Annotated in this window: 17 protein-coding genes; 9 read left to right on the forward strand and 8 right to left on the reverse strand. The window is 74.3% G+C overall.

Annotated elements, in window-relative coordinates; all coding sequences use genetic code 11:
• The first annotated feature begins 68 nt into the window (after positions 1–68).
• The 5 genes from K8Z61_RS13295 to K8Z61_RS13315 all read left to right on the forward strand — a co-directional run bounded on the left by K8Z61_RS13295 (position 69) and on the right by K8Z61_RS13315 (position 4,791).
• A complete protein-coding gene (locus tag K8Z61_RS13295) occupies positions 69–1,073 on the forward strand; it encodes a LacI family DNA-binding transcriptional regulator (protein ID WP_224130306.1) in 1,005 nt (334 codons plus the stop codon).
• Positions 1,074–1,190: 117 nt separating this feature from the next.
• On the forward strand, positions 1,191–1,337 hold the full coding sequence (locus K8Z61_RS13300; RefSeq protein ID WP_224130308.1) for a GPGG-motif small membrane protein: 147 nt from the start codon (positions 1,191–1,193) through the stop codon (positions 1,335–1,337).
• A gap of 174 nt (positions 1,338–1,511) precedes the next feature.
• A complete protein-coding gene (locus K8Z61_RS13305) occupies positions 1,512–3,791 on the forward strand; it encodes a SpoIIE family protein phosphatase (RefSeq protein ID WP_224130310.1) in 2,280 nt (759 codons plus the stop codon).
• 95 nt (positions 3,792–3,886) lie between these two features.
• Complete coding sequence (locus K8Z61_RS13310) at positions 3,887–4,204, forward strand: hypothetical protein (RefSeq protein ID WP_224130312.1); 318 nt, start codon at positions 3,887–3,889, stop codon at positions 4,202–4,204.
• Positions 4,205–4,527: 323 nt separating this feature from the next.
• Positions 4,528–4,791 carry a DUF1905 domain-containing protein gene (locus K8Z61_RS13315; RefSeq protein WP_224130314.1) on the forward strand — a complete coding sequence of 88 codons (264 nt, stop codon included), beginning with the start codon at positions 4,528–4,530 and terminating at the stop codon, positions 4,789–4,791.
• A gap of 21 nt (positions 4,792–4,812) precedes the next feature.
• On the opposite strand, the gene K8Z61_RS13320 is transcribed toward K8Z61_RS13315, so the two are convergent.
• The 4 genes from K8Z61_RS13320 to K8Z61_RS13335 form a co-directional block, all read right to left on the reverse strand.
• Positions 4,813–5,157, reverse strand: a complete 345-nt coding sequence (locus K8Z61_RS13320) for a hypothetical protein (protein ID WP_224130316.1) — start codon at positions 5,155–5,157, stop codon at positions 4,813–4,815.
• Between the two features lie 71 nt (positions 5,158–5,228).
• Positions 5,229–6,032 carry a DUF1206 domain-containing protein gene (locus tag K8Z61_RS13325; RefSeq protein WP_224130318.1) on the reverse strand — a complete coding sequence of 268 codons (804 nt, stop codon included), beginning with the start codon at positions 6,030–6,032 and terminating at the stop codon, positions 5,229–5,231.
• Positions 6,033–6,168: 136 nt separating this feature from the next.
• Entirely contained in the window at positions 6,169–7,401 is a 1,233-nt protein-coding gene (locus K8Z61_RS13330) for an acyl-CoA dehydrogenase family protein (protein ID WP_224130319.1), read from the reverse strand.
• A gap of 61 nt (positions 7,402–7,462) precedes the next feature.
• Positions 7,463–8,089, reverse strand: coding sequence for a TetR/AcrR family transcriptional regulator (locus K8Z61_RS13335; RefSeq protein WP_224130321.1), 627 nt, complete (start codon positions 8,087–8,089; stop codon positions 7,463–7,465).
• A gap of 104 nt (positions 8,090–8,193) precedes the next feature.
• Between K8Z61_RS13335 and K8Z61_RS13340 the strand changes: the two genes are divergently transcribed.
• From K8Z61_RS13340 to K8Z61_RS13350, 3 genes are all read left to right on the forward strand, one after another.
• Positions 8,194–9,561 carry a cytochrome P450 gene (locus tag K8Z61_RS13340; RefSeq protein ID WP_224130323.1) on the forward strand — a complete coding sequence of 456 codons (1,368 nt, stop codon included), beginning with the start codon at positions 8,194–8,196 and terminating at the stop codon, positions 9,559–9,561.
• Positions 9,558–10,391 (forward strand): SDR family oxidoreductase, encoded by an 834-nt coding sequence (locus K8Z61_RS13345; protein ID WP_224130325.1) that lies wholly within the window; start codon positions 9,558–9,560, stop codon positions 10,389–10,391. The genes K8Z61_RS13340 and K8Z61_RS13345 overlap by 4 nt, the downstream gene beginning before the upstream one ends.
• An 86-nt stretch (positions 10,392–10,477) precedes the next feature.
• Positions 10,478–11,473, forward strand: a complete 996-nt coding sequence (locus K8Z61_RS13350; protein WP_224130327.1) for a glycoside hydrolase family 6 protein — start codon at positions 10,478–10,480, stop codon at positions 11,471–11,473.
• A gap of 152 nt (positions 11,474–11,625) precedes the next feature.
• Here K8Z61_RS13350 and K8Z61_RS13355 read toward each other — a convergent pair whose 3' ends face one another.
• The gene (locus tag K8Z61_RS13355) at positions 11,626–13,776 is read right to left on the reverse strand and encodes a DEAD/DEAH box helicase (RefSeq protein WP_224130329.1); all 2,151 of its coding nucleotides are present in this window, start codon (positions 13,774–13,776) and stop codon (positions 11,626–11,628) included.
• A 123-nt stretch (positions 13,777–13,899) separates the two neighbouring features.
• Here K8Z61_RS13355 and K8Z61_RS13360 point away from each other — a divergent pair, with 123 nt between their 5' ends.
• Entirely contained in the window at positions 13,900–14,310 is a 411-nt protein-coding gene (locus K8Z61_RS13360) for a Crp/Fnr family transcriptional regulator (protein ID WP_224130331.1), read from the forward strand.
• Between the two features lie 4 nt (positions 14,311–14,314).
• On the opposite strand, the gene K8Z61_RS13365 is transcribed toward K8Z61_RS13360, so the two are convergent.
• Genes K8Z61_RS13365 through K8Z61_RS13375 form a run of 3 tightly spaced genes read right to left on the reverse strand, consistent with a single transcriptional unit; the run spans position 14,315 to position 17,440 of the window.
• Positions 14,315–15,097: a 2-phosphosulfolactate phosphatase gene (locus K8Z61_RS13365; protein ID WP_224130334.1), complete on the reverse strand. Its 783-nt coding sequence runs from the start codon at positions 15,095–15,097 to the stop codon at positions 14,315–14,317.
• Positions 15,094–17,058, reverse strand: a complete 1,965-nt coding sequence (locus K8Z61_RS13370; protein WP_308116779.1) for a M13-type metalloendopeptidase — start codon at positions 17,056–17,058, stop codon at positions 15,094–15,096. The genes K8Z61_RS13365 and K8Z61_RS13370 overlap by 4 nt, the downstream gene beginning before the upstream one ends.
• A gap of 10 nt (positions 17,059–17,068) precedes the next feature.
• Positions 17,069–17,440, reverse strand: coding sequence for a hypothetical protein (locus K8Z61_RS13375; RefSeq protein WP_224130336.1), 372 nt, complete (start codon positions 17,438–17,440; stop codon positions 17,069–17,071).
• Positions 17,441–17,450 lie beyond the last annotated feature (10 nt).

The raw sequence follows: 17,450 nt of genomic DNA on the forward strand, positions 1-17,450 counted from the left end.
CCAGACCAGTTGTGAGCGCTCACATCCTGACGCTGGACACGTGGGCCGGGGTGGCTACGCTCCCCCGCATGACCCGACCGCCGACGCTGCAGGACGTCGCCGCGCGTGCCCGCGTCTCGCACCAGACGGTGTCGCGCGTCGTCAACGGCTCCGGCAACGTGCGACCGGCCACCGAGGAGCGCGTCCGCGCCGCGATCGAGGAGCTCGGCTACCGGCAGAACCTCAGCGCCCGGGCGCTCGCCGCCGGACGCTCCGGCCTGATCGGCGCGGTGATGTTCGGCTCCGGCCAGTTCGGGCCGCAGCAGATCCTGCTGAGCGTCGACCGCGCGGCCCGGGCCGCCGGCTACCGGCTGGCCACCCGCACCGCCCACGAGCTGGTCGAGGACGAGGTGCGCGCGTGCGTCGGCGAGCTGCTCGGCTACGGCGTCGAGGCGGTCGTCCTGATCGCGGCGCACGACAGCGCCCTGCGCGTGCAGTCGGCCGAGCTCGGCGTCCCCGTGCTGGTGCTCGCCGGCGACGACCCGGACCGCCGCCCCGCGGGCCCGAGCGTCGGCATGGACAACCGCGGCGGCGCCCGCGAGGCCACCCGCCACCTGCTCGGGCTCGGCCACGGCGACGTCGCGCACCTGGCCGGCCCGCCCGGATGGTCGGAGACCGTCCAGCGCGTCCTCGGCTGGCAGGACGCCCGGGCCGAGGCGGGCCTGCCGCCCGCCGAGCCGCTCGTGGCCGGTGACTGGTCGGCCGCCAGCGGGCACCTGGCGGCGTCGCTCGTGGAGCCCGGCACGACGGCGGTGTTCGCCGCCAACGACCAGATGGCCATGGGGCTGGTCGCCGGGCTCGAGGGCCGCGGACGCCGCGTGCCCCGCGACGTCTCGGTGGTCGGCTTCGACGACCTGCCCGAGGCCCCCTACCTGCGTCCTGCGCTGACGACCGTCCGGCAGGACTTCGCCGCCCTCGGCGCCGAGGCCCTCGCCGTGCTCGCCCGCCTCCTGCACGGCGAGGACGCCGGGCCGACCGCGCTGGTGCCGTGCCCGCTGCAGGTGCGGGCGTCGACCGCGCCGCCGCCGGCCTGAGCGTTCCTCGCCCACCGGGGTAGGCGGCTGACCTGCGGGTTTCCGCCTCTCGCCCCGCGGTCACGCTGACGGGGATCGGGTCCCGCCCGAGGACCCGCCACCCGAGAGAAGGTCCCCATGCTCCACACGATCCTGTGGCTCATCGCCGTCGTGCTGGTCGTCTACGGCATCGTCCGCGCCGTGCGCGGCGACCTGCTGATCGGCCTGCTGATCGTCGTCGTCGGCCTGCTCATCGGCCCCGGAGGCGTGTCGATCTTCGGCTGAGCCCGGTCTGGACCGGGCCTAGCCCCTCGGGGTGGGGCCGCATCGCCGGCATTCGGGTGATCGGTCGATGAGTTAGCGTACGTCTGTCCGCCGGCCCCGCCCTCCCGACGGGCGCGCACCACGTCGTCCCCGGCGCTCCGGGGTTCTCGGGCAGCCTGCGCAAGGGAGCCCGACATGACCCAGGTCGAGCCCGCCGCCCACAGCCCCGCTCACCCGCCGTTCGACCTCGACACCTGCGAGCGGGAGCCGATCCACGTCCCGGGCGCGATCCAGCCGCACGGCGTGCTTCTGGCCGTCCGCGAGTCCGACGGCCAGATCGTCATGACGTCGGCCAACGTCCTCGAGCTGCTCGGCGTCCCGCCCGAGAAGGCGCTGCGGCTCCGGCTCGCCGACCTCGTCGGCGACGATCTCGGCTCGCGCGTGGTCGAGCACGCCGACGCCGTGCGCGGCGAGCCGGTGAGCCTGGTGCTGCCCTCGGTGCGCGCCGACGCCGACGACGCCGGCAGCCTCCGCGGACGCGCCGTCGAGGCGGTCGTCCACCGCTCGGGCCTGCGCATCGTGGTGGAGCTCGAGGAGGTCGACGGCGACCAGACGATGCTCAGCTACCAGTCCGCGCGCTCGGCCATGGCCCGGCTCGTCGACGCGCGCAGCGTCACGCAGCTGGCCGACCGGCTGGCGCAGGAGATCCGCGACGTCACCGGCTTCGACCGCGTGATGGTCTACCGCTTCGACGCCGACTGGAACGGCGAGGTGATCGCCGAGCAGCGACGCGACGACCTCAACCCGTTCCTCGGCCTGCACTACCCCGCCACCGACATCCCCGCCCAGGCGCGCCGGCTCTACACCGTCAACTGGATCCGGCTCATCGCCGACGTCTCCTACCGGCCCGTGCCGTGCGTGCCCGTGCTCGACCCCGGCACCGGCGCCCCGCTCGACCTGTCGTTCTCGACCCTGCGCAGCGTCTCCCCGATCCACGTCGAGTACCTGACGAACATGGGCGTCACGTCCTCGATGTCGGTCTCGCTGATCGTCGACGGCGAGCTGTGGGGGCTCATCGCCTGCCACCACTACTCCGGCCCCCACCGGCCCAGCCACGAGGCGCGGGCGGCGGCGGAGTTCCTCGGGCAGATCGCCTCGCAGATGATGGCCGAGCGCGAGCGCAGCGACGTCCGCGAGCAGGAGCTGCGCAGCCAGAGCCTCTACGCCGAGCTCACCGCCGCCATGATCGGCGCAGGCGACCGGATGCTCGAGGTGCTCGCCGCCCACCCCAACACCCTCGAGATCGCCGACGCCGACGGCGTCGCGCTGTTCTACAACGGCCGGGTCATCACCGGGGGCCGGACGCCGCCGGACGACGTCTGCCGGCGGATCGCGGCGCTGCTGCGTCGGGCCGACGGTGAGCCGGCGTCGACCCACCACCTGGCGGGTCTCGACCCCGCGCTCGAGGAGCACGCCGACACCGCCGCGGGCGCGCTGATCGTGGGCACCGCGGGCGACCGCTGGCTGGCGTTCTACCGCCCCGAGATGCCGCGGGTCGTCGACTGGGGCGGCGATCCCGCCAACGCCAAGCTGTACGAGCGCGAGGGCGACCACGTGCGGCTCTCGCCGCGCAAGTCCTTCGACCAGTGGCGCGAGATCGTGCGTCACCACTCGCGCCCCTGGACCCAGGCCCAGCACGACCTCGCCAACGGCATCCGCGCCCACGCCGCCGGGCTGCTGCTGCACCGCTCGCGGGAGCAGATCGCGGTCACCGAGGCGCTGCAGCGCACGGTCGTCACCGACCTCGTCACCGACGTCGGCGGCCTGCAGATCGCCTCGCGCTACCGCCCCGCGAGCGAGGTGCGTCTCGGCGGGGACTGGTGGGACCACCTGGAGTTCCCCGACGGCCGGGTCGCCTTCACCCTCGGCGACGTCGCCGGCCACGGCGTCGCCGCGGTGGCCGCGATGACGCAGATCCGCACCGCGCTGCGCTCCTACCTCTACGCCGGGGCGGAGCCGTCGCTGTGCCTGGACCTGCTCGACCAGATGATGGTCGGGCTGCTGGAGGACCAGGTGGCCTCCGCGCTGCTGCTGGTGATCGACCCCGGCACGGGGGAGGTCGAGATGATCAACGCCGGGCACCCGGCGCCGATGATCTTCGGCGACGGGCCCGCGCGGCCGCTCGAGGGCATCTCGCGGCCGCTGCTCGGCGTCGGCGCCGGCACCGCGCGGACGTTCAGCGCGACCCTGCCCCCGGGCGCCACCCTGCTCGCCTACACCGACGGGCTCCACGAGCGGCGCGACCGCGATCTCGCCGCCACCGTCGAGGAGCTGCGCGCCTCCGCCGAGCCCGGACCCGTCGACGGCGTCGGCCCGTGGGTCGCGCGGCTGGTCGACGACGCCAGCGCCGGAGGCGACGACGACACCACCGTGCTGGCGATCCATCGCCCGATCGATCGCTCATCCAACGGGTGAGCCCCGGCGGGCCCCGTCCCGTGATGATCGACGAGGCTCCCCGGCCGAGGCGGTCCTCCCCAGCACCCGCCCCCACCTGCGATTGCGAGGCCCTCGTGGCCCAGCCCGACCTCTGGCTCCGCTCGACCACCGACGACCTGCGTCGCCTGGCCGAGGTGTTCCTCGACCCCGTCTTCGTCGCCGACCTCTCCGCCGAGGGGCCCCGACTGTCCGCTCCCCTGGCCCGCGCCGCCGAGCGCTCGGCGGCCCTGCTGGCGGTCCTCGACGCCGGCGACCTCTCGTGCGCCGACGTCACGGCCTGCCTCGAGGCGGTCGACCGCTCCATGCTCGAGCTGCAGGCGGCCACCGCCGGACTCGACGTCGAGCCCTGGTGGAGCCACGCCGCGCTGCGGGAGGCCGTGCGCGCGGCGTGAGGTGTCGGGGTGATCGGGGCGGCTCCCGTCGGTTTCCCCGGGCGACCCGGGAAACCGACGCTCCGTGACGGTGGCCCCCCCCCGCGGGGGGGGGGGCGGGGCGCGCGGGGGGGGGGGGGGGGGTGGGGGGGGGGGCCCCGGGGGGTGCCCCGGGGCCCCGGGGCAACCCGACGCTCCGTGACGCGTCCGGCACCTCAGGGCGTCCAGGGAGGTGCCGTACGCGTCACGGACGACTGCTCGACCCCGCTCCCAGGTCGTGGTGGGGTGATCCCCGACGGCTGCGGCCCCGCGGCCACGACAGGAGCCAGGACAGGAGCCCCGCCATGCCCACCTTCCGCACCGTCCTCGAGGCCACCGGCGGCAACAACGTCGGCATCATCGTCCCGGAGGACGTCGTGCTGTCGTTCGATCGCGGCAAGCGCGTGCCGGTCGTCGTGACCATCGACGGCGACTACGAGTACCGCACCACCATCGGCGTCATGGGCGGGCGGTACCTGGTGTCGTTCAACGCCGAGACCCGCAAGCGCACCGGACGCGGCGCGGGCGACGAGATCGAGGTGCGACTCGAGGTCGACGCCGAGCGCTGAGCGGCTCGGCTGTCGACTCGCTCAGCCCTCGTCCGACGACGCCGGGCGGCCCGAACGCTGCTCGCGTCGCTCCTGCAGCCGCGCCTGGGCCTCCGGCAGGTAGGCCAGGCACGGCGCCGAGGCGTCCGGGTGCTTCGCGGCGAGGTGGAGGATCCAGCGGTCCATCGCCGCGAGGTAGCCGTTGTCCTCACCGCGCCGCCGCGTGCTCCACGACCGCGTCCCGCTGCCGGGACGCGGCACCTCGCACCGCGTGCACGCGATCGTATAGGCGAACGAGTCGTCCGGGGCGAGGTCGATGGTCACCGTCGCCAGCGCTCCCGCCTCGGCGGCGGCCTTCCTCTGACGGGCGGAGCGGGTGGCGGGCAACGGTCACCTCGGGCATCGGGATCGGACGGACCGGCTCAGCCTAGGCGGGCGGCCGACCGCGCCCGACGGCGTCACCGGGACAGGTGCCGTGCCCGCGCGAAGCAGAACAGGCCGTACGCGGCGAAGCCGAGCGCGATCGCCCCGAGCAGCACCGGACCGAACGGCTGCCGGAGGACCGTGCGCAGGGCCTGGTCGAGGCCGCCGGAGCGCTCCGGATCGTGGCTGACCGCGGCGTAGACGAACAGCCCGCCGACCGCGGCGATCGCGACGCCCTTGGCGACGTAGCCGACCGTGCCGAGCGCCAGGTAGAGCGACCCCGCGTCGCCGCTGCGACCCTCGGCGGTCAGGTGGTCGGCGTGGTCCTCGCCCAGCCCGCGCTGGGCGTGCCGTAGGCCGTAGGCGACGATGCCGAGTCCGACCAGCCCGACGAGCACCGCGCCGGCCGGCAGGTCCATCAGCCGAGCCGTGGCGGAGCGACCGTCGTCGCCCGAGGCCGGACCCGTCGTCGCCCTGACCGCGCTCGAGCCGACGGCGACGTAGACGATCGCCTTGCCCAGCGACGTCGCACGCCTCCACCAGCGGGCCGCGCCGTCGTCCTGCCGGTGGCCCACGGCCGCCTCGAGCAGACGCCACACCACCAGCGCGCCCATGCCGAGCGCGACCGCCCCCAGCAGCACGCCTCCGAACGGCTGCTCCGCGAGCTGCTGCATCGCGCCGGCCGAGTCAGCCGAGCCCTGCCGGTCGCCCAGCGCGAGCTGGAGCCCGAGCCAGGCGATCAGCAGGTGCACCAGGCCGTAGGCGACCAGGCCGAGCCGCACCCCGACGTCGAGGCCGTCGCTGCGCGCCACCCGCCGCGCGGTCGCCTCGACGTCCATGGGCCGGAACCTAGACCCGGTCCGCGCCCGCGGGCACCCTCCCGCGGGAGACGCGACGCGACGAGGCCCCGTCCGGCACAGCCGGACGGGGCCTCGGGTGCTGCAGGGCGGGGCGCTCGACCACCGCCGGGGTGCGTCAGCGGATCGACGCGCCCGAGATCGAGCGGGCGATGACGAGGCGCTGGATCTCGCTGGTGCCCTCGAAGATCGTGTAGATCTTCGCGTCGCGCGACCAGCGCTCCACCGGGTACTCGCGGGTGAAGCCGTTGCCGCCCAGGATCTGCATGGCCTGGGTGGTGACCTTGACGGCGGTCTCGCCGGCGAACAGCTTCGACATCGAGCCCTCGGCGGCCTCGAACGGCAGACCCTGCGAGGCCATCCACGCGGCGCGGTGGACGAGCAGGCGGGCGGCGTCGATCGAGGTCTTCATGTCGGCCAGGGCGAACGCGACGGCCTGGTTCTCGACGATCGCCTTGCCGAACTGCTCGCGGGTCTTGGCGTAGTCGAGCGCGGTCTCGTAGGCGGCGCGGGCGATGCCGACGGCCTGGGCGCCCACGGCGGGACGGGTGCGCTCGAAGGTGGCCATCGAGGCGTTCGCGCCGCCGGTGCTGGCGCCCTCGCGGGCGCGGGCGAGCCGGGCGTCCAGCTTCTCCTTGCCGCCGAGCAGGCAGCGGCCGGGGATGCGGACGTTGTCGAGGACGACCTCGGCGGTGTGCGAGGCGCGGATGCCGTGCTTGTGGAACTTCTGGCCCTGGGAGAGGCCCTTCGTGCCCGGCGGGATGATGAACGACGCCTGGCCGCGGGTGCGCAGGTCGGGGTCGACGACGGCGGTGACGACGTGGACGTTGGCGATGCCGCCGTTCGTGGCCCACGTCTTGGTGCCGTTGATGACCCACTCGTCGGTCTTCTCGTCGTAGATCGCGCGGGTGCGCATGGCGCCCACGTCGGAGCCGGCGTCGGGCTCGGAGGAGCAGAACGCCGCGACCTTGAGGTCGCCGGGCTCGCCGAACATCTGCGGCAGCCACTCCATGACCTGCTCCTCGGTGCCGTTGCCCGAGAGGCCGGCGGCGGCGAGCGAGGTGCCGGTGATGGCCAGGCCGATGCCGGCGTCGCCCCAGAACAGCTCCTCGAGGAACACCGGGATGCCGAGGCCCGTGGGGTCGAAGGCCTGGGTCGCCATGAAGTCGACGGAGTAGAGGCCGATCTTGGCGGCCTCCTCCAGCACGGGCCAGGGGAACTCCTCCTTCTCGTCCCACTCGGCGGCGGCCGGACGCACGACGTCGGCCGCGAACTGGTGCACCCACGCCTGGAGGTCGCGGTGGTCCTGGGACAGGCCGAAGTTGGTCGGCGTCTCGGTGGTCTCGCTCATACAGGCGAGCGTACTCGCCGGTGTAACTGCGAGTTACACGTTCCGTGGAACGTCTCGCGACTCAGCGGTGACCGGTGCGGGTGAACATGAAGGTGGCCGAGTCGACGATCTCCTCGACATCGGCGTCGACCTCGCCGCCGAGCCAGGACGTGACGAGCTCCTGGATCCCGCCGATGAACATCAGCGCCTGCAGGTGGGCGTCGCGCTCCTCGAGCGCCTCGGCGCCGTAGAGCGCCCGACCCTCCCGCGAGACCAGGTCGACGAAGGTGCGCATGAGCGCTCGCTGCGTGGGCCGCAGGGACGGCCACCCGGGCGCCTCGATGGTCAGGACGCGGCCCTTGCGCGGATCGTCGGTGATGACGCCGACGAACGCCGCGAGACCGGCGCGCACCCGCTCGGCCGGACCGCCCTGCGCGGCCGCGATGGCCGCGACGCCGTCGTCCTCGATCTCCTGCGCGATGCCCTCGAGCACCGCGGCGAGCAGGGCGTCGAGCCCGGTGAACGACTCGTAGAAGTACCGCTCCGAGAGCCCCGCCTCGGTGCAGATCGCGGTCATCGTGACCCGCGGGCCCTCGGCGCCGGCGTCGCGTCCCCACACCTCGAGGGCGGCGTCGAGCAGCTGCGCGCGACGCGCCGCGACGCGCTCGTCCGCCGTCATGCCGCGATAGCGCCCGGCCTTCACCGCCATGCGGCGCATCCTCCCATCCGAGTCCCGACGAGCGACGTCCCGCTCCTGCGATCAGCCTCGCCCCACATATTGACAGGGCGTCCTTCCTGATTGACAGTGGGCACGTGACCCAGACCACAGCCCGCCGTCCGGAGCCCTCCGCGGTGCGTCCGCTCCCGGCGATCCGGCCCGGCGACCGCGGCCTGCCCCTGCTCGGGCGCGCGCTGGAGTACGCGAAGGACCCGATGGCGCTGTTCACGCGCCAGTGGGAGGCCTACGGGCCGGTCTCGCCGTTCCCGATGCTCACCAAGCAGTGGGTCTTCCTGCTCGGGCCCGACGCCTGCGAGGCCGCGCTCACCAACCGCGAGAAGGCCTTCGTCAGCGGCCCCGGCTGGGGGGAGATCGTCGGCCCGTTCTTCCAGCGCGGCCTGATGTTCCTCGACTTCGAGGAGCACCACCTGCACCGGCGGATCATGCAGGAGGCGTTCGTCCGGCCCCGGCTCGAGGGGTACGTCGAGCGCATGCACCCCGCCATCGAGGAGGGCCTGCGCCGCTGGCGTCCGCTGCCCGACTTCCGCGCCTACCCCGAGCTCAAGACCCTGACGCTCGGCATCGCCGCCGAGATCTTCATGGGCGGCGCCGAGCACACCCCGCCCGCGGAGATGGCGCAGATCAACAAGGCGTTCATCGACTGCGTGCAGGCCGCCTCGGGCATCGTCCAGCGGCCGTGGCCGTTCACGCGCTGGGGGCGCGCGACGAGGAGCCGCGCGGTGCTCGAGGAGTTCCTGCGCTCCTACCTGCCGGCGCGGCGCGCGGTGGAGTCGAGCGACATGCTCAGCCGCCTGTGCCACCTGCGCACCGAGGACGGCGAGCGGTTCAGCGACGACGACGTCGTCAACCACATGATCTTCCTGATGATGGCCGCGCACGACACCTCGACGCTCACCGTCACCACCATCCTCGAGCTGCTCGGCAAGCACCCCGCGTGGCAGGAGCGGCTGCGGGCCGAGGCCGACGCGATGCCCGAGCGGCCCACGCTCGCCGATCTCGACGCCTGGGACACCATGGACCGCGTCATGCGCGAGGCGCTGCGGCTGCGCGCCCCCGTGCCGGTGATCGTGCGCAAGACGATCAAGCCGGTCGTGGTGTGCGGCGTGGAGATCCCCGCCGACACCTTCTGCTCCCTCGCCCCCCAGTTCAGCCACCTCATGCCCGAGCTGTGGAGCGACCCGCTTGCCTTCGACCCCGACCGGTTCGGCCCCGAGCGGCGCGAGGACAAGTCGCACCGCTACGCCTGGGAGCCCTTCGGCGGCGGCGTGCACAAGTGCCTCGGCCTCTTCTTCGCCGGTGCCGAGATCAAGGCCATCACCCACCACCTGCTCCGCGGCTGGACCTGGTCGGTCGACCCCGACTACGTCGCGCCGATGAACAACCACTCCCTGCCCTTCCCCTCGGACGGGCTCCCCCTCGACCTTCTCCGGAGGACCTCATGACCACCGACCTCACCGGCCAGCTCGTCGTCATCACCGGTGCCGGACGCGGCATCGGCCTGGCCACCGCCGCCCGCTTCGTCGACGCCGGGGCGCGCGTCGTCATCGGCGACCTCGACGACGACGTCGCCGCCAAGGCCGCCCTGCAGGTCTCCCGCGGACGCGCCGGCGTGGCCGAGGGCCACGTCGTCGACGTGGCGGACCGCGCGTCCTACGCGGCCTTCCTCGACTTCGCCCGCACCCTCGGGCCGATCGACGTGCTGGTCAACAACGCCGGCATCATGCCGCTCTCGCTGCTCGAGCAGCACGCCGACGAGTCGATCGACAAGACCCTCGACGTCAACGTGCGCGGGGTCATCACCGGCACCAAGCTGGTCGTGCCGGACATGATCGCGCGCCGACGCGGCCACGTCATCAACGTCGCCTCGGCCGTCGGCCGCATGGGGTACGCGGGCGCGGCGGTCTACTCGGCCAGCAAGTTCGCGGTCGTGGGCTTCACCGAGGCCATGTACGCCGAGCTGGCGCCCTACGGCGTGCACGCCTCGGTGGTGCTGCCGACCGTCGTCGCCACCGAGCTCTCCGCCGGCGTCGGCAACGCGCCGGGCATGAAGCCGTGCACGCCGGAGCAGGTGGCCGACACCATCCTCGCGGTCGCCCGCAAGCCGCGGCTCGAGAGCTGGGTGCCCGGCTACGCGCAGGGCGTCGGCACCGCGGTGAACCTGCTGCCGCGCTCGGCCCGCGACTGGCTGGGCCGGGTCACCAAGGGCGACCAGATCCTGCTCGACGTCGACGCCGCCGCCCGCGCGGAGTACGAGCGCCGCGCGAGCCGCTGACCGGCTCGACCGCGATGTGACGCAGGTCCGTGGGCCCGCGCGCCGGAACCCCGGTGCGTGGGCCCACGCTGACCTAGCCTCGACGGGTGCCCCGCCGCCCTCCCCTCGTCCCGGCCGTCCTGGCCCTGCTCGTCCCGGTCCTGGGCCTGCTCCTGCTCGCCGGGCTGGTCGGACCCGCCGCCGCGCCGAGCGTCGGCGCCGGCGACCCGCGCGCCTCGCGCGGGCTCTTCGTCGACCCGTACATGCCCGGCTCGAAGGCGGCCGCGCAGGACTCCCGCTACGCCCGGATCGGCCGCAGCGCCCAGCCGCTGTGGATCACCGACTACTACGGCGTCGACGACGTCCGCGGCGCGGTGCGCCGCTACGTCCAGCGCGCGGAGGACGCCGGGAAGACGCCGCTGCTGGTGATCTACGCGATCCCCGGACGCGACTGCGGCCTCTACTCCTCCGGCGGCCTGCCGGACGCCGCCAGCTACCGCCGCTGGGTCTCGCGCGCCGCCGCCGGGCTGCGCGGCAGCCACCCGCTGGTGGTCGTCGAGCCCGACGCCGTGCCGTTCATCGGCAACGAGCGCTGCCGCTTCGACGTCGACGAGCGGCTCTCGCTGCTGCGCTACGCGCTCTCGCACCTGACGAGGGCCGGGGCGTGGGCGTACCTCGACGCCGGCCACTCCGGCTGGCGCACCCCGGCGCAGATGGCGCCGCTGCTGAAGCGGGCCGGCATCGGCTCGGCGCGGGGCTTCAGCACCGACGTCGGCAACTTCCGGCCCACCGCCGACGAGCAGCGATACGCCCGGGCGCTGGTGGCGGCGCTGGCGCGGCAGGGCGTGTCGGGGCGCCGCTACGTGATCGACACCGGCCGCAACGGCGCCGCCCGGCCCGTCGACGGCGACGTCTGCAACCCGACGTGGGCGCGCCTCGGGGAGCCGCCGCGGCTCGTGCTGCGCGGCTCCTTCGACGGACGGCTGTGGGTGAAGAACCCCGGCGAGTCCGACGGGCAGTCCTCGGACGACACCTGCCACGGCGGCCCGCCGTCCGGGCAGTGGTGGCCGCAGGGCGCGCGACGGCTGCTGCAGGCGCGGTAGTCGTCCGGACGACGGGCTCGCCGTCGCGGGCGGGTGCGGGGGTCTCGACAGGCTCGACCGCCGACGCCGTCGCGGGCGGGTGCGGGGGTCTCGACAGGCTCGACCACCGACGCGGGCTCGACCGCCGACAGGCTCGACCGCCGGCGCGAGGCTCAGGCGTCGAGCGCGAGCGCCACGGGCAGCACCCGGCCGGCGCCGGCGTCGAGGAGCGCGCGGGCGGCGAGGGTGAGGGTCCAGCCGGTGCCGACGCGGTCGTCGACCAGCAGCACCGAAGCGCCCGAGGGCACGTCGGCCTGCAGCGCGAAGCGCCGCGACACCGCCGCCACCCGCTGCGCCGAGTTGGTGGCGCCCTGGCCGGGCCGCACCGAGGAGTCGACGATCGCGAAGCGACCCACCACGGGCACGCGCAGGTAGCGGGAGAGGCCGTCGGCGAGGTCGGCCACGAGCGCGGGTCGCGAGGCCGACTCGACGGCCACGATGGCGTCGACCGGCGGACGCCAGTCGTCCAGCACCGCCAGCAGCGCCCGGACGAGCGGCACGGGCACGGACTCCGGGCCGCGCGCGTCGGGATCGCCCGGTTCGCCCGGATCGCCGGGGTCGCCGGCGAACAGCGCGCGCAGCGCCGGGCCGTAGCCGAGGTCGGTGAGCCGGGCGATCGCGCGGCCCTCGTCGGCGCCGCTGCTGAGCCGGCCCTTCAGGCCGATGCCGAGGGCGGACAGGCCGGTGGGCCACATCTTGCGCGGCTCGATCGGCACCCCGGGGCGCGCCAGCCGCTCGCGGGCCTCGACCAGCGCGTCGTCGGAGACCGAGGTGGCGGGGGCGAACCCGCCGCAGACGTCGCAGCGGCCGCAGTCGACGGCCTCGGGGTCGTCGAGCTGCTCGCGCAGGAACCGCATGCGGCAGCGATCGGTGGCGAGGTAGGCGAGCATCGCGGCCTGCTCGCGCTCGCGGGCCTCGCGGACGCGGGCGTACCGCTCGGCGTCGTAGGTCCACGGCCGTCCGGTGGACTCCCACCCGCCCTTCACCCGGCGCACCGCGCCGTCGACGTCGAGCACCTTGAGCATCTGCTCCAGGCGCGAGCGGGAGAGGTCGACGCGGGTCTCCAGCGCCGCGGTGCTGAGCGGGGCGCCCTCAGCGGCGAGCACGTCGAGGGTCTGCCGCACGACCTCCTCGCGCGGGAAGGCCAGGGAGGCGAAGTACGCCCAGATGTCGCGGTCCTCCGTGCTCGGCAGCAGCACGACGCTGGCCGTCTGCCCCGGCGGGAGCGCACGGCCCGCGCGGCCGACCTGCTGGTAGTACGACACCGGCGACGACGGCGCCCCGAGGTTGACCACGAACCCGAGCGGCGCGTCGTAGCCCATCCCGAGCGCGGAGGTCGCGACCAGCGCCTTGACCCGGCCCGCGGCGAGGTCGGCCTCGAGCGCCTGCCGCTCGGTGGGCTCGGTCTGGCCCGAGTAGGCCGCCACCGCGTGGCCCCGCGAGCGGAGGTAGTCGGCGACCTCCGCGGTGGCGGCGACCGTCAGGCAGTAGACGATGCCCGAGCCCGGCTGCTCGGCGAGGTGGTCGGCCAGCCACGCCAGCCGCTGCTCGGCGGTCGTCAGCCGGACGACGGCCAGCCGCAGCGAGTCGCGGTCGAGGCTGCCGCGCAGCACCAGGACGTCGGTGCCGAGCTGCTCGGCGACGTCGGCGGTGACCCGTGCGTTGGCGGTGGCGGTGGTGGCCAGCACCGGGATGCCGTCGGGCAGGTCGCCCAGCAGCGTGCGGATGCGGCGGTAGTCGGGCCGGAAGTCGTGGCCCCAGTCGGAGATGCAGTGTGCCTCGTCGACGACGAGCAGGCCGCAGGTGGCCGCCAGCCGCGGGAGCACCTCGTCGCGGAAGCCGGGGTTGTTGAGCCGCTCGGGGCTGACCAGCAGGACGTCGAGCTCGCCGGCGCGCACCGCCTGCTCGACGCCGCTCCACTCCTCGATGTTGGTGGAGTTGATCGTCGCCGCCCGGATGCCCGCCCGCTCGGCCGCGGCGATCTGGTTGCGCATCAGCGCCAGCAGCGGCGAGACGATGACCGTCGGGCCGGCGCCCCGCGTCCGCAGCAGGAGCGTGGCGACGAAGTAGACCGCCGACTTGCCCCAGCCGGTGCGCTGGACGACCAGCGCCCGCCGGTGCTGGGCCGCCAGCGCCTGGATCGCCGTCCACTGGTCGTCGCGGAGCACCGCGTCGTCGCGCCCGACGAGCGCGCGCAGGTGCGCCTCGGCCTCCGCACGGGTGGGGGCGGCGTCGGTGGCGGGTGAGGGGACGGCGGGGGGCATGACCGCGTGTCTAGCAGGTGACGCCGACAGGTCTGGACCGGCCGTCCCCAGCAGCCCGGACGCCGGGCGCGCGACGCGGTAGGTTCGGCCCCACCCGCACCCTCCAGCAGCCAGGAGCCCCCGATGGCCGATCCCGCACGTCTCCAGCGGCTCGACCTGTTCGCGTCGTGCACCCCGAAGGAGCTCAAGCGGCTCGCGGGACTGCTCGACGAGACCACGGTCGCGGCCGGCACCGTGCTCACCGAGCAGGGCGGTCTCGGCTCGCAGGCCTTCGTGCTGCTCTCCGGCTCCGCCGACGTGCTCTCCGGCGGCCGGGCCATCGCCACCCTCGGCGCCGGCGACCTGATCGGCGAGATGGCCCTCCTCGACCGGGCCGGCGCCCGCTCGGCCACGGTCGTCACCACCTCCGAGGCCGACGTGCTGGTGATGGACCCGCAGTCGTTCGAGACCGTGATGAGCACGTTCCCCACCGTGGCGCGGCAGGTCGCCACCACGCTGGCCCGCCGGCTGCGCGAGGCCGGTCAGGACGACTGACGCCTCAGCCCACGAACCGCCCGTCCCGCAGCGTGGGGACGACGGCGGTGACGTCGAGGGTGGCGGCGACGCCGACGTCGTCGAGGTAGCCGCGGGCGGCGAGCTCGTGGCCGCTGGCGCAGCCGAGCACGGCGGGCCCCAGGTCGTCGACGGCGGTGAAGGTCGAGGCGGCGAGCGCGGCCTCGGGGCTGAGCAGCTCGCCGGGCAGGGCGGCCAGGACGGCGCCGGCGCCCCACCAGTCCTCGGCCGCGGGCCGCAGCGTGCCGTCAGGCCACCGCTCGCCGCAGGCGACCACGACGATGCTGCCGCCGGCGTCGAGCACCTCCCAGGCGCGCAGGGCGACGGCGCCGGCGTTGCGCAGGCAGCCGGCGACGACCTCCAGGCCGGAGTCGGCGAGCTCGGCGGAGATCGTCGAGCCGTTGGGCGAGGGCAGCACGGCCCGCGGGACGTCCTCGACTCCGGCCATCTCGGCCGGCGACAGGCTCACCGTCGCCCGCGGCGGAGCGCCCGGCGCGCGCGACTCCAGGCGTCCGACGGCGAGCACCGCGTCGACGTCGCGGGCCAGCCGCTCGGCGCGCTCGTCGCGCCAGCGGCACGGCCACACCTGCATGCCGAGCTCGACGGCCACCGTGACGGTCGTCGAGAACGACAGCACGTCGACCACGATCGCGAGGTCGCCGGGGCCGAGGTCGCCGACGAGCGCGTGCGCGCCGGACGGGCCCCATTCGCAGCGCACCCGGTGGGAGCGCTGGAGGTGGGCGGGATCGAACGTCCCGAGGGCGGTCACCAGATCCGCACCCGCTCCTCGGGGTCGAGCCAGAGGCCGTCGCCGGGTCGGGTGTCGAAGACCTCGTGGAACTCGTCGAGGTTGCGCACGATGTTCGCGCGGAACTCCGCCGGGCTGTGCGGGTCGACGGTGAGGAACTGCCGCGCCTGCTCGTCACGACGCTTGGTGCGCCACACGAACGCCCAGTTCAGGAAGAGGCGCTCGCGGTCGTCACGGCTCGCCTCGCCGCCCTGGGAGATGACGAACGCGCGGTGGGCGATGGTGAGGCCGCCGAGGTCGCCGATGTTCTCGCCGACGGTGAGCGAGCCGTTGACCTTCTCGCCCGGCAGCTGACGCGGCTCGAAGCCGTCGTACTGGGCCACCAGCGCCTGCGACTTGACGCGGAACGCCGCCTCGTCGGCCTCGCTCCACCAGTTGTTCAGGTTGCCCGCGCCGTCGTACTGCGCGCCCTGGTCGTCGAAGCCGTGGCCGATCTCGTGGCCGATCACGGCCCCGATGCCGCCGTAGTTCTCCGCCGGCAGCGCGTCGGGGCTGAAGAACGGCGCCTGCAGGATGCCGGCCGGGAAGCAGATCTCGTTGGTGCCCGGGTTGTAGTAGGCGTTGACGGTCTGCGGGAGCATGAACCACTCGTCGCGGTCGACCGGCCCGCCGAGCTTGGCCAGCTGCCGGTCGGTCTCGAAGACCGACGCGGCGACGACGTTGCCGACCAGGTCGTCGGCGGTGACCCGCAGCGCGGAGTAGTCGCGGAAGCGGTCGGGGTAGCCGATCTTCGGCCGGAAGGTGTCGAGCTTCTCGTAGGCCCGCTGCTTGGTCTCCTCGGTCATCCAGTCGAGCTCGGAGATCGAGACGCGGTAGGCCGCGAGCAGGTTGGCGACCAGCTCGTCCATCATCGCCTTCGAGCTCGGCGGGAAGTGCCGGGCGACGTACTCCGCGCCGACCGCCTCGCCGAGCGCGCCCTCGACGAGCGAGACGCCCCGCTTCCACCGGGCCCGCAGCTCGGGGGTGCCGTTGAGGGTGCGGCCGTAGAAGCCGAAGTTCAGCTCGACGAGGTCGTCGGTGAGGTACGGCGCCCAGGCGCGCAGCACGTGGCTGGCCAGCCAGGTGCGCCACTGCTCGATCGGCAGCTCCTCGAGCACGCCGGAGAGGTGGGAGAGGTAGGACGGCTGCCGCACGCAGACCTCGCCGAGCAGCACGTCGAGCTCGACCTTGGTGCCGGCGAGGTTGCGGCCGTAGGCGTCCCAGTCGAAGGCCGGCGCGAGCTCGCGCAGGCCCTCGAGGGTGAAGAGGTTGTAGGTCTTCTGGACGTCGCGGGTCTCCGCGCGCTCCCAGTGACCCTGGGCCAGGCGGGTGTCGACGGCCAGCACGGTGGCGGCATCGGCCTCGGCGTCCCGGCGTCCGGCCGCGCGGAACAGCCCGGTGAGGTACTCGACGTAGGCGGTGCGCACCTCGGCGAACTTCTCGTCGCGGTAGTACGACTCGTCGGGCAGGCCGAGACCGCCCTGGGTGAGGTGGAAGAGGTAGCGGTCGGAGTCCTTGGAGTCGGAGTCGACGTAGGAGCCGAAGAGGCCGTGGCCGCCGATGCGCTCGAACTCGCCGAGGAACGCCGCGAGGTCGCGGACGTCGCGCAGCGCCTCGACCGCGTCGAGCAGCGGACGCACCGGCTCGAGGCCGCGGGCGGCGATGGCGTCGACGTCCATGAAGGAGGCGAACAGGTCGCCGATCTTGCGCGCATCGGGCGAGAGGCCGCTCTCGCCGGCGGCGACCCGCCCGGCGAGGTCCTCGATGATCGCGCGCACCTGCTCCTCCGCGCGGTCGGCCAGCTGCACGAACGGACCCCAGCTGGAGCGGTCGGAGGGGATCTCCGTCTCCTCCAGCCACCGGCCGTTGACGTGGCCGAAGAGGTCGTCCTGGGGTCGGGTGTCGAGGTCCATGCCCGGACGGGCGTCGTCGAGGATGCTCACGGCGCCGAGGCTAGTCCTGCGGTCCAGCGAGGCGGGCGTCGAGGCGTCCGCGCACCGTCTGGAGCACCTCCTCGACCGAGGTGCCCTCCTGCTCGGCGAGCAGCTCGACGAGCTCGCCGACGACGACCAGCACCCCGCCCATCAGGGGCGAGACGTCGAGCTCGAGCTCCTCGTTCTCCTCGTCGAGGTGGATCTCGATGGCCTCGAGCTCGACCAGCCGACCGAAGGCGAGCTCGACGGGGTCGGTGCCGGCGTCGTCGAGGTCGGCGCTGACGCCGTCGAGCACCACGTGCGCCACCTGGCGCAGGAGCTCGGGGTCGGGCGCGTGGTCGTGGTCGTGGTGGTCGTGGTCGTGACCGGCGTGGTCGTGCTCGTGGCTCATGGCGGGCCTC

This window comes from Nocardioides sp. TRM66260-LWL (assembly GCF_020075545.1).
Classification (GTDB): Bacteria; Actinomycetota; Actinomycetes; order Propionibacteriales; family Nocardioidaceae; genus Nocardioides.

What these genes read in the sequence shown, in the direction of transcription:
- K8Z61_RS13295 (WP_224130306.1), top strand. Translation starts at nt 69, where the DNA reads ATGACCCGACCGCCGACGCTGCAGGACGTCGCCGCGCGTGCCCGCGTC.
- K8Z61_RS13300 (WP_224130308.1), top strand. Translation starts at nt 1,191, where the DNA reads ATGCTCCACACGATCCTGTGGCTCATCGCCGTCGTGCTGGTCGTCTAC.
- K8Z61_RS13305 (WP_224130310.1), top strand. Translation starts at nt 1,512, where the DNA reads ATGACCCAGGTCGAGCCCGCCGCCCACAGCCCCGCTCACCCGCCGTTC.
- K8Z61_RS13315 (WP_224130314.1), top strand. Translation starts at nt 4,528, where the DNA reads ATGCCCACCTTCCGCACCGTCCTCGAGGCCACCGGCGGCAACAACGTC.
- K8Z61_RS13325 (WP_224130318.1), bottom strand. Translation starts at nt 6,032, where the DNA reads ATGGACGTCGAGGCGACCGCGCGGCGGGTGGCGCGCAGCGACGGCCTC.
- K8Z61_RS13330 (WP_224130319.1), bottom strand. Translation starts at nt 7,401, where the DNA reads ATGAGCGAGACCACCGAGACGCCGACCAACTTCGGCCTGTCCCAGGAC.
- K8Z61_RS13335 (WP_224130321.1), bottom strand. Translation starts at nt 8,089, where the DNA reads ATGGCGGTGAAGGCCGGGCGCTATCGCGGCATGACGGCGGACGAGCGC.
- K8Z61_RS13345 (WP_224130325.1), top strand. Translation starts at nt 9,558, where the DNA reads ATGACCACCGACCTCACCGGCCAGCTCGTCGTCATCACCGGTGCCGGA.
- K8Z61_RS13355 (WP_224130329.1), bottom strand. Translation starts at nt 13,776, where the DNA reads ATGCCCCCCGCCGTCCCCTCACCCGCCACCGACGCCGCCCCCACCCGT.
- K8Z61_RS13360 (WP_224130331.1), top strand. Translation starts at nt 13,900, where the DNA reads ATGGCCGATCCCGCACGTCTCCAGCGGCTCGACCTGTTCGCGTCGTGC.
- K8Z61_RS13375 (WP_224130336.1), bottom strand. Translation starts at nt 17,440, where the DNA reads ATGAGCCACGAGCACGACCACGCCGGTCACGACCACGACCACCACGAC.